A 9317-nucleotide genomic window follows, 5' to 3' on the forward strand; every position below is an offset into this window, starting at 1 on the left:
CCCCGACGCCGCCGGACGTCTCCCGCACCCCGTCTGTGGTGCAGAGTCTGCGCACCCACGCGGGTGCGGGTGGGGGAGTGCCGTTCTCCGTGGAGTTCAACCCGCCGCGCGACGCGGCAGGAGAGGCCCGGCTGTGGCGGGCGGTGCGCGAGTTCGAGCGCATGCACCCGGCCTTCGTGTCGATGACCTACGGCGCGGGCGGGTCGACCAAGGACCGCACCGTCCGCATCACCGGCGAGCTGGCGCAGGAGACCACCCTGCTGCCGGTCGCCCACCTGACCGCGGTCGGCCACAGCGTCGCCGAGCTGCGGTCGCTGGTCGGTTCCTACGCCGACTCCGGCATCCGCAACCTGCTGGTCCTGCGCGGCGACCCGCCCGGCGACCCGCTCGGCGAGTGGACCAAGCACCCCGAGGGCGTCGAATACGCCGAGGAACTGGTGCGCATCGTGCGCGACCTGGGCGATTTCCACGTCGGCGTCGCCTCGTTCCCCCAGGGGCACCACCGCTCGCCCGACCTCGACCACGACACCCGCTACCTGGCCGCCAAGCTGCGCGCCGGCGCCGAGTACTCGATCACGCAGATGTTCTTCGACGTCGAGCACTACCTGCGCCTGCGTGACCGGATGGCCGCCCTCGACCCGGTCGAGGCGACCAAGCCGATCATCCCCGAGCTCATGCCCATCACCTCGCTGCGCACGGTCACCCGCGCCGAGGAACTCTGCGGGCGTCCGCTGCCCGCCGCGGTGATGGCGCGGCTGCGCGCGGCCGCAGGCGACGGTCCCGAGGAGGACAAGGCCGCCGTGCGCGCCGAGGGCATCGAGATCGCCACCGAGATGGCCCAGCGGCTCATCGACGAGGGCGCCCCCTGCCTGCACTTCATCACCCTCAACTTCGCGAAGGCGACCAGCGAGGTGCTCACCAACCTCGGGTACGGGGTGACGGCGGCGCCGCTCAGCGCGTGATCCGCCGCGCGCGGCCGCCGTACCCGGCTCAGGACGGGTCGCGCCGGGCCAGGACGTAGCCCGACGGGACCCGGTCGTCCGGGCCGGGCGCGCGGTGCTGCATGCCGAGGGTGGTGAGTCCCGCGTCGGCGACGACGCGCCGCATCCAGCCGAGCGGGAAGCGGTGGGCCGCGGCGACCCGGTGGTCGTACGGGACGGGGTCGCCGTCGAGCGCGTCGGTGGTCTGGAAGCCGATCAGCACGTAGCCGCCGGGCCGTACCGCGTCGCGGACCGTACGGAGCAGGTCGCCGATGCCCGCCGGATCCATGTGGATCGTCGAGAACCACAGCAGCGCGTGCCCGATCGGCGTGGGCGGCGCGGCGAGGAACCCCTCGATCGTGCCGTGACGCACGTCGAGTTCCGGGTGCCGCTCGCGCGCGTGCCGGATCATCTCCGCCGAGGCGTCCACGCCGGTGACCCGGTTGCCCGCGCGCCGCAGGAACTCCCCGATCCGGCCGGGTCCGCATCCCAGATCCGCCACGACGTCGTTGCCCGCCGCGCGTACCAGCTCGCCGAACTCCTCGACGGCCCGCCGCTCGTCGGCGCCGACGGTGAGCCTGCCGTCGAGCATCTCCAGGTAGAGGTCCGCGATGTCGTCGTAGGCGTCGGCGACGCCGTCGCTGGTGTGAGGTCCGGGCATGCCGTCGACGCTAGCGCGGCGCCGCCCCGGATCCCACGGCGGCTCAGCGGGTTCGGGCCAGGTCGCGCCAGGCGCGTTCCCAGGAGCGGGTCATCGCGGGGTAGACGACGAGATGGCGGAACGGCTTGATCAGGGCCATGTAGGCGCGCCCCCAGCGGCCGTTGGGCGCGACCAGGACCGCCATCCGCAGGTGGTAGGCGTCGCCGTCGGCCACCCAGCCCAGGTGCAGCACGCCGTGCATGGTGTTGTTGGCGATCTCGGCGGCGTACTCGTCGTCGAGGAGGTAGAGCGCGCGGAAGGGGCCCGCGGTGTCCTCGGGGGCGGGGTGGGCGAGCAGGTCGGCGGGCAGGCGGTCGCGCAGGGACGCGACCCGGCCGCCGAGCCCGTCCTCGGCCCGGTCCCAGCCGAGCAGCGCGCCCAGTTTCCAGCGCAGGGCGAACAGCGCCCCGGTCACCCCGCGCTGTTCGGCGGCGCGCCGGTGCCGCAGCGCGTCGAGGAAGGGCGCGAAGTCGTCGCGCCGGCCGCCGGGGGTGTCGAAGCGCCAGACGTCCTCGACCTCGAACTCGGGCGCGATCTCGTGAATGCGCCACGGCCGTTCCGTGTGCGCCGCCGTCGGTATCCGCATGATCGGCCACCCTCTCGATACGCTGCCGTATGGTTAGACGGTAGCGCATCTGTACGCCTGCGTACAGTCCCTCGTGTGACCTCCCGGGAGCCGCGAAAGCGGGTGCCGGGGAACGGCACCCGCTTCCGCGGTCGATCAGGCGGCGACGGCGGCGCGGAGCGCCCACTCCTCCGCGACGAGGCGATGGGACTCGAGGCGGTCGGCATGGTCGAAGGCGATCGAGGTGAGCAGGAGCTCGTCGGCGCCGGTGACGCGCACGAGCGCCTCGAGCCGGTCGGCCACGCCGGCAGGCGCGCCGACGATCTGGCTGTCGAGCCGGTCGGCGACCAGGCGCAGCTGGTCGGGGGTCAGCGGGGCGGCGGTGGCGGGGTCGAGGTACTCGGCCGCGCCACCGCCGCTGCGGATGCTGTGCACCCAGTGCCCGTAGGTGCTCGCGCGGTGGCGGGCGGTCTCCTCGTCGGGCGCGACGACGACGTCGGCGGAGACGATGACGTGCGGCCGGTCCAGCACCGCCGACGGGCGGAAGGCGGCCCGATAGGCGGCCACCGCGTCCAGGGCGGTGCCGGGGGAGACGTGATAAGCGGCCGCGAACGGCAGCCCGAGCCGCCCGGCCAACTCGGCGCTCTCCCCGGCGGTGCTGCCGAACAGCCACAACTGCACCGGGGCGTGCTCGCCCGGCACCGCGTGCAGCGCGACCCCGTTGGAGGCGACGAAGGTGCCGTCCAGCAGCGCCCGCACCTCGGCGAGCTGGTCGGGGAACTCCGCGGAGCGCGCGCCCTCCTGCTGCAGCGCCTCGGCCGAGGCCAGGAACTTCGAGCGGTCGGTGATGCGCCGGGGATCGAACGGCGGCGGCACCACGACCCCGTCGCGGATCTCGGTGCGGCCGGTGACGGCGTCGACCACCGGCCGCCCGCCCTTGGCGGTCTCCGCCTGCGCGCCGAACTGGCCGCGCCGGTGCCCGGACCGGCCGAGACCCAGATCGAGGCGGCCGGGCGCGATGGCGTCGACGGTGCCGAACGCCTCGACGATGGAGGCCGAGGTGTGGTGGCCGACCTGGACCGCGCCGGTGCCCACCCGGATGCGCGAGGTCGCCGAAGCGACCAGGCCGAGCAGCGTCAGCGACGCCGAGCCTGCCACCGACACGAAGTGGTGCTCGGCCAGCCAGTACCGGTGATAGCCCCACTCCTCGGCCCGCCGGGCCAGATCGACGGTGTTGCGGATCGCCTGCGCCGCCGAGGATCCGGCGCTGATCGGTGACAGGTCGAGGATGGAAAGGGGAACGCGACCTGCGTGGTCACGCTCCGCTGCCGCCTCCGGTCGCTGACCGCTCATGCCGTGTCCGCCGGGCCTGATCGGGCGACCTGCGTGGTCACGCTCCGCTGCCGCCTCCGGTCGCTGACCGCTCATGCCGCGACCACCTGCTTCGGGTCCCGTTCGCCCGCCTCGATCGCCACGCGGAGGCGGTTCTCGGCGGGCGCGACCGGGCAGGTCGCGAAGTCGGTGAAGGCGCACGGCAGGTTCACCGCGCGGTTGAAGTCGAGGGTGACGGTGCCGTCGGCGGCGACCGCGCCCAGCGCCAGCGCGCGGGCGGCGGGGTAGGTGGTGACGCCGCTGGTCGCGTCGGTGAACAGCAGGCGCAGGTCCTGGGGTGTGCCGAAGGCGACCACCGTCTCGGTGACGCCGCCGAGGGTGAATTCGACCGTGCCCGCGGCGGAGTGGTGGTGTTCGAGCCCCTCGACGACGGCGCCGGTGGTGACGGTGCGCGGCGTCTCGAACGCGGTGAACAGGCCGGTGACCACCCAGCGCTCGTCGGCCGGGTAGGCGGGCACGCCGGTGAAGCGGGCCAGGGTCGCGGCGGCCGGATCGTGCACGCGCACCGCGAATCCGCCGGTGCGGCGGATCACCTCGAGGACGCGTTCCTCGTGGTGGACGATCAGGCCGGGCGCGCCCTCGGCGGGCACCAGGATCTGCACGCCGCCGATGCGCTCGCCCTCGTAGTCGAGCCGGTCGGCGGGCTGGGCCGTGATGAAGACCTTGCCGTCGGTGACCCACCACGTGCCCGGGACGCCGTCGAGGCGCTCGGGGCTGTCGGTGAGCCAGTGCAGGGCGGTCAGGCTCAGCCAGCCGACGGGATCGCGCAGGCCGTCCTCGCGGGCGTCGTGCCAGCGCTGCCAGTCGTCGGCGAAGGTGGTGGTGGATTCGAGGATGCTGGTCATGACGCTCGCGCTCCTTCGGTGACGAGAGGGTGGGTGTGCGGATGGCGCAGGCCGAGATGGTCGCGCAGGGTGGTGCCGGTGTACGCGGTGCGGAAGCACCGGCGCTGGTGGCCCGGGCGTCGGGTCTGTATCCCGCTGGCCCCGCATCGGGTGATCGGATGCACGACCACGGGTGGTCGGCGAGGTCGATGTCGGCTTAATCGGCGAGGCTTAGTTCAACGTCGAGGGGATCCGTCCAGTGCCGAGGTGGCGACCCGGGGCGCGAGATGCGATCCGGTACCGGGCGGTTCAATGCCGACGAACAGGACGGCCTTGCTCATGGCCCCAGATCCTTTCTCCGTGCTGGTGCGACCCACGTCGACTGGCGTGTGTGTTGCACAATTGCAAAGCGAGTCCGCAGTGGTGAAGACGTGAACTCATCGTGATTTGTTTCGTTGTGCTCCGGCCGGAACCCTGTCACCGTCAGCTTCCGCTGCCAATCGCCGTCCGTCATGAAGCGCGCCTACCGACAGCTGCGGCAGCTGTGACAGACGCAGGTCGGAATGATGGCGACGTGAGCACTATGGGGGCCGCGGCCAGGTGATCTGGGTAGCGACATCGTTCAGTGGTACTATGGCTTGTGGGAAGGATATAGTTGGGGGAGTTTATGGGGTCTGTAAGCGCGGGGGAGATCGACGTTGTTCCCGCTGAGGTCACCGTGTATGGGCAACGCGTGTACTCGATCGCCGAGCAGTTGCAGTTGGCACTGACCTCCATCGACCGTGACATTCAAGCGCTGAAAGGCACATGGCGTGGGAGCGCTGCGGACTCGTATGCAGCCGGCTGGCAGGAAGTGCGGCAGGGTGCGTCGGAGGTGTGGAACGCCTTATACGAATTGGCTGCCAAACTGGGCGTGACCGCCGATGTGTTGGTGCAGTCCGATCGGGCCCGCGCGAGTGCAATGTCAGTCTTGGACCTGCCATGAGTGAGCAGGGCATGAGCGTGGATCTGACTCAACTCGACATCGTGACAACGAAGATCCGAGGCTTCGCGAGCTTCGTCACCGATCAGCTCGCCTTGCTGGACGAACAGGCACGCAGTATCACAGGCAGTTGGACCGGTGCGTCCGCGTCTGCCTATCAAGAAGCCCATGTGGAGTGGGTAGAAGGCGCGAAGGACGTCGACAGGGGCGTGGGAACGATGGAAAATGCCGCTCGCGCCGCACATGGGAACTACGGAGCCGCTACGACGGCCAATGTCAAGATGTTCGACGTATGACCAGCCCGATCACCGTGGCCCCCGTGGAACTGACCGCGGCGGGCGCTGCTGTGCTCGCGGTATCGAATGCTGTCGGTATCCAACTCTCGCAGTTACTCACCACGCTGGCCGAGTGTGGCGGTATGTGTGGGAACGATCCTGCGGGAATCGTTGGTGGCAGGTCGGTAGACAAGACAAGCAGCGCGTTGATGGAATCGATCACGGGAATCGTGAACGGCACTGCACGGATCGGTGATGCGATCAAGGCTGCGGCGGCGAATCATGCGAACGCTGATCATGCCTCCGACATTGCCGAGGGCGAGGCCACTCCGTATCCGTTTCCCGAGGAAACGTGCGCGCGGCCGGTTGAATACCCGCCATCTTCGGTAGGTGATCTCGGCGGACCGTTCTTTGCGGATATCGTGCGATCGCTGGTCGGCATGATCGCTCCCAACGGGCACCAGGACAAATTGCGGTCGGCCGCAGCCGAGTGGCGTGCGATGGCGGTGCAGTGTGGAATGGCTGCTACCGATCTGTCGGCACCCCAGCAGGTGGTCGAGCAGCAGACCATGGATGAGAGCGCGTCGATTGTCCAGTCCCTGACGGCGATCGAGGAAGCCCTCACCACCACTCGGGAGAGCTGCGCTAGTCTCGCGACGAAACTGGACGAGTTCGCGCAGCATTTGGACATCGTGCACAGCGCGCTTCGCGACCTGGTCTCGTCCGCTTCGAATCCGGTATCGCTGGTGGGTGACGTTGTCGGTTCGATTGTTGGTGATGATGACAGTCTGCTCGATGATATCAAGACTGTTCTCGGCAATTTCGCGACCGAGATCTCAGCACTGGGTACTCTCATTGCAGCGGAAGCTCAGGCTGCCTTGGATGTGGCGCAGTCCGTCGCAAAGTATGCGGGCATCATTCTGTACAACGTTGCGGCGGACCTGGTGAATGTTGTGGCATCCTTCGGCAACGCGATCCAGGAAGATCCACTCCGCATGGGTACCGACCTTGCAGTCACTGCTGCGGGTGCTGCGCTGACGATTCTGGGTGCCGGCGGGGAGATCGGCGGTCTGGCCTTGGACGCCTCCGTCGTCGGTGCGGCGGTCGGTATTCCTGTCGGGGTCGTGTCGACCGGCGCTGTTGCTGCCGGTGTCGCCGTCGCCGGTGCCGGGATCATCGATGCTGCCAACACCATCGATACGCACAGCATAAGCCCCATGGCCCGGAAGAGTCCTGGCGGTGGGGGCAGAGCCGTGAACTACACGCCTCCGCCTAAGAATTTGACGGCCTTCCCCGAAGCCAGTCGTGCTACTCCGAAAACCCCCGTGCAAGGGGGTGGGGGTCTCCGCAAGCGCTGGAAAGATGCCAAGGGAAACATTTATGAATGGGATTCACAGCATGGGACCGTTGAGAAGTACAACAAGCGGGGCATTCATCAGGGCGAGTATGACGCCGAAACCGGAAAGATGACGAAACCGGCAGATTCGACGAGAACGGTGGAGCCGTGACCATTGATGTCGAGTTGTTCGATAAAGAAACCGAAAAGCTGGTCGAAGAATTCGACATATCGCACATCGGCGCACGGGTGGTCGCGGAGATCCTCGGAATTACGGAGGAAGAGTTGGCCTTCTCCTGGCCGCTGTCGGGCGATCAGCGAGATGCACTTTTTCGTCGTGCCGGAATATCGCCCTCCGTGGAAGGGTGCGATGTCTTTGTGACCGCGCATTCGTCTTGATCCCTTGTGCGGAGAAGTCGTTCCTCGACAGCAGAATGCGGGCGTCCACCTCGCGCTGCCCCGAGGTCGGCGCGGCGGCGCGCCTCGGGGTGGCATGAGGCCTCCGCCCACTGCAGGCCCGAACCGGAGTGGCGCAATCAGGAATTCACCGCTCGTCTCGTCGCCATCGGAGCGCAGTGTGTGCCTGGCCGAACCGGCGGTGCCGGCACCGAGCATGTCGTGGCGCCAGCAGGGGCCGCCCGTTCGAGGATGCTGGTCATGACGCTCGCGCTCCTTCGGTGACGAGGGGGTGGGTGTGCGGATGGCGCAGGCCGAGGTGGTCGCGCAGGGTGGTGCCGGTGTACGCGGTGCGGAAGCTGCCGCGTTCCTGGAGTTCGGGGACGACGCGGTCGACGAATTCGTCGAGTCCGGTGGGGGTCAGGTGCGGGACGAGGATGAAACCGTCGGCGGCGTCGGACTGCACGTACTCGTCGATCCGGGCGGCCACCTGGGCCGGGGTGCCGACGAACTGCTGGCGGGCGGTGACCTCGATGATCAGTTCGCGGATCGACAGCTTCTCCGCCTCGGCCTTCTCCCGCCAGGCCTTCGCCACGGCCAGGGGGTCCTTGGTGTGGCGGACCCGGCCGCGGGTGATGGTGGCGGCCGCGTCGGGCTCGACGTCGGGCAGCGGCCCGTCGGGGTCGTAGCCCGAGAGGTCGCGCCCCCACACCTGTTCGAGGAAGGCGATCGCGGTCTGCGGGCTCACCTGCTGCAGCCGGATGTGGCGGGCGCGGTCGTGGGCGTCGGCCTCGCTGTCGCCGAGCACGAAGGTGGCCGCGGGCAGGATCTTCAGGTCCTCGGGCGCGCGCCCGTACTTCGCCAGCCTGCCCTTGACGTCGGCGTAGAACGTCCGCCCGGCCTCGAGCGTGCCGTGCCCGGTGAAGATGGCGTCGGCGGCCGAGGCGCCGAATTCGCGGCCCTCGTCGGAGTCGCCCGCCTGCAGCAGCACCGGGTGCCCCTGCGGGCTGCGCGGCAGGACGAAGGGGGCGTCGATGTCGAACTGGGTGCTCCGGAAACGGGTTTCCGGCACCTCGCGGGCGAACACCCCGGCCGCGCGGTCGACGACGAGGGCGTCGGCGGGCCAGCTGTCCCACAGCGCCCGGGTCGCCTCGACGACCTCGGCGGCGCGGCGGTAGCGCTGTCCGTGTTCGAGGTAGCCGCCGCGGCGGAAGTTCTCGCCGGTGAAGGCGTCGGAGGAGGTGACCACGTTCCACGCCGCCCGGCCGCCGGAGAGGTGGTCGAGGGAGGCGAACTGCTTGGCCAGCTCGAAGGGCTCGTTGTAGGTGCTGTTGATGGTGCCCGCCAGGCCGAGCCGCTCGGTCACCCCGGCCAGGGCGTTGAGGACGGTGAAGGTGTCGGGCCTGCCGACCACGTCGAGGTCGTGGATGCGACCGAGGTGTTCGCGCAGGCGCAGGCCCTCGGCCAGGAAGAAGAAGTCGAACAGGCCGCGTTCGGCGGTGCGGGCCAGGTGCACGAAGGACTCGAAGTCGACCTGGCTCTTCGAGGCGGGGTCGGCCCACACGGTGGTGTTGTTGACGCCGGGGAAGTGCGCGGCGAGATGGATCTGCTTGCGGGGCTTGCCGGTCACTGTGCGGCTCCTGCGGGTAGGGCGTAGCGCGAGGCGGGGCGGGGGAGGCCGAGACGGTCGCGGAAGGTCCCCGGGACGGCGCCCGGGCGGGTCCGGGGGCGGCCGCCTGCTTCCAGCGCGGCCAGGGTCGCCCGCACCGCGAGCGGGCGCAGGACGGCGCCGTCCGCCGCGCCGGACTCGGCGATCCGGTCCAGCAGCGTGTCGAGCTGGGCCGGGTCGAGCAGGTGGACCTCGCGG

Annotated in this window: 10 protein-coding genes and 1 pseudogene; 5 read left to right on the top strand and 6 right to left on the bottom strand. The window is 69.7% G+C overall.

Features of this window, described 5'->3' with window-relative positions; genetic code table 11:
- Positions 1-35 precede the first annotated feature (35 nt).
- Entirely contained in the window at positions 36-962 is a 927-nt protein-coding gene (locus ON36_RS08340; protein ID WP_083884993.1) for a methylenetetrahydrofolate reductase, read from the top strand.
- A 28-nt stretch (positions 963-990) separates the two neighbouring features.
- Here the strand turns inward: ON36_RS08340 and ON36_RS08345 are convergent, their stop codons facing one another.
- The 4 genes from ON36_RS08345 to ON36_RS08360 form a co-directional block, all read right to left on the bottom strand.
- Positions 991-1641 (bottom strand): class I SAM-dependent DNA methyltransferase, encoded by a 651-nt coding sequence (locus tag ON36_RS08345; protein WP_043649935.1) that lies wholly within the window; start codon positions 1639-1641, stop codon positions 991-993.
- A 43-nt stretch (positions 1642-1684) separates the two neighbouring features.
- Positions 1685-2266 (bottom strand): DUF2867 domain-containing protein, encoded by a 582-nt coding sequence (locus ON36_RS08350; protein WP_043649939.1) that lies wholly within the window; start codon positions 2264-2266, stop codon positions 1685-1687.
- 135 nt (positions 2267-2401) lie between these two features.
- Positions 2402-3598 (bottom strand): LLM class flavin-dependent oxidoreductase, encoded by a 1197-nt coding sequence (locus tag ON36_RS08355; RefSeq protein WP_052313764.1) that lies wholly within the window; start codon positions 3596-3598, stop codon positions 2402-2404.
- 71 nt (positions 3599-3669) lie between these two features.
- On the bottom strand, positions 3670-4482 hold the full coding sequence (locus tag ON36_RS08360; protein ID WP_043649942.1) for a DUF1684 domain-containing protein: 813 nt from the start codon (positions 4480-4482) through the stop codon (positions 3670-3672).
- 646 nt (positions 4483-5128) lie between these two features.
- Between ON36_RS08360 and ON36_RS08365 the strand changes: the two genes are divergently transcribed.
- The 4 genes from ON36_RS08365 to ON36_RS08380 are packed head-to-tail and all read left to right on the top strand — an operon-like array spanning position 5129 to position 7453.
- Complete coding sequence (locus ON36_RS08365; RefSeq protein ID WP_043649960.1) at positions 5129-5446, top strand: WXG100 family type VII secretion target; 318 nt, start codon at positions 5129-5131, stop codon at positions 5444-5446.
- Positions 5443-5739: a WXG100 family type VII secretion target gene (locus ON36_RS08370; RefSeq protein ID WP_043649945.1), complete on the top strand. Its 297-nt coding sequence runs from the start codon at positions 5443-5445 to the stop codon at positions 5737-5739. The genes ON36_RS08365 and ON36_RS08370 overlap by 4 nt, the downstream gene beginning before the upstream one ends.
- Complete coding sequence (locus ON36_RS33410) at positions 5736-7226, top strand: colicin E3/pyocin S6 family cytotoxin (protein WP_218001180.1); 1491 nt, start codon at positions 5736-5738, stop codon at positions 7224-7226. The genes ON36_RS08370 and ON36_RS33410 overlap by 4 nt, the downstream gene beginning before the upstream one ends.
- Entirely contained in the window at positions 7223-7453 is a 231-nt protein-coding gene (locus tag ON36_RS08380; protein ID WP_043649948.1) for a DUF7683 domain-containing protein, read from the top strand. The genes ON36_RS33410 and ON36_RS08380 overlap by 4 nt, the downstream gene beginning before the upstream one ends.
- A gap of 256 nt (positions 7454-7709) precedes the next feature.
- On the opposite strand, the gene ON36_RS08385 is transcribed toward ON36_RS08380, so the two are convergent.
- Positions 7710-9080 (bottom strand): NtaA/DmoA family FMN-dependent monooxygenase, encoded by a 1371-nt coding sequence (locus ON36_RS08385; protein ID WP_043649950.1) that lies wholly within the window; start codon positions 9078-9080, stop codon positions 7710-7712.
- Positions 9077-9317, bottom strand: a pseudogene (locus tag ON36_RS08390) (hypothetical protein); the annotation flags it as partial. The pseudogene ON36_RS08390 and the gene ON36_RS08385, both read right to left, overlap by 4 nt.

This window comes from Nocardia thailandica NBRC 100428 (assembly GCF_000308795.1).
GTDB classification, from domain to species: Bacteria; Actinomycetota; Actinomycetes; order Mycobacteriales; family Mycobacteriaceae; genus Nocardia; species Nocardia thailandica.

Bases quoted from the DNA above. Each gene is read 5' to 3' on its own strand.
- ON36_RS08345 (WP_043649935.1), bottom strand. From the start codon at position 1,641: ATGCCCGGACCTCACACCAGCGACGGCGTCGCCGACGCCTACGACGAC.
- ON36_RS08350 (WP_043649939.1), bottom strand. From the start codon at position 2,266: ATGCGGATACCGACGGCGGCGCACACGGAACGGCCGTGGCGCATTCAC.
- ON36_RS08355 (WP_052313764.1), bottom strand. From the start codon at position 3,598: ATGAGCGGTCAGCGACCGGAGGCGGCAGCGGAGCGTGACCACGCAGGT.
- ON36_RS08360 (WP_043649942.1), bottom strand. From the start codon at position 4,482: ATGACCAGCATCCTCGAATCCACCACCACCTTCGCCGACGACTGGCAG.
- ON36_RS08365 (WP_043649960.1), top strand. From the start codon at position 5,129: ATGGGGTCTGTAAGCGCGGGGGAGATCGACGTTGTTCCCGCTGAGGTC.
- ON36_RS08370 (WP_043649945.1), top strand. From the start codon at position 5,443: ATGAGTGAGCAGGGCATGAGCGTGGATCTGACTCAACTCGACATCGTG.
- ON36_RS33410 (WP_218001180.1), top strand. From the start codon at position 5,736: ATGACCAGCCCGATCACCGTGGCCCCCGTGGAACTGACCGCGGCGGGC.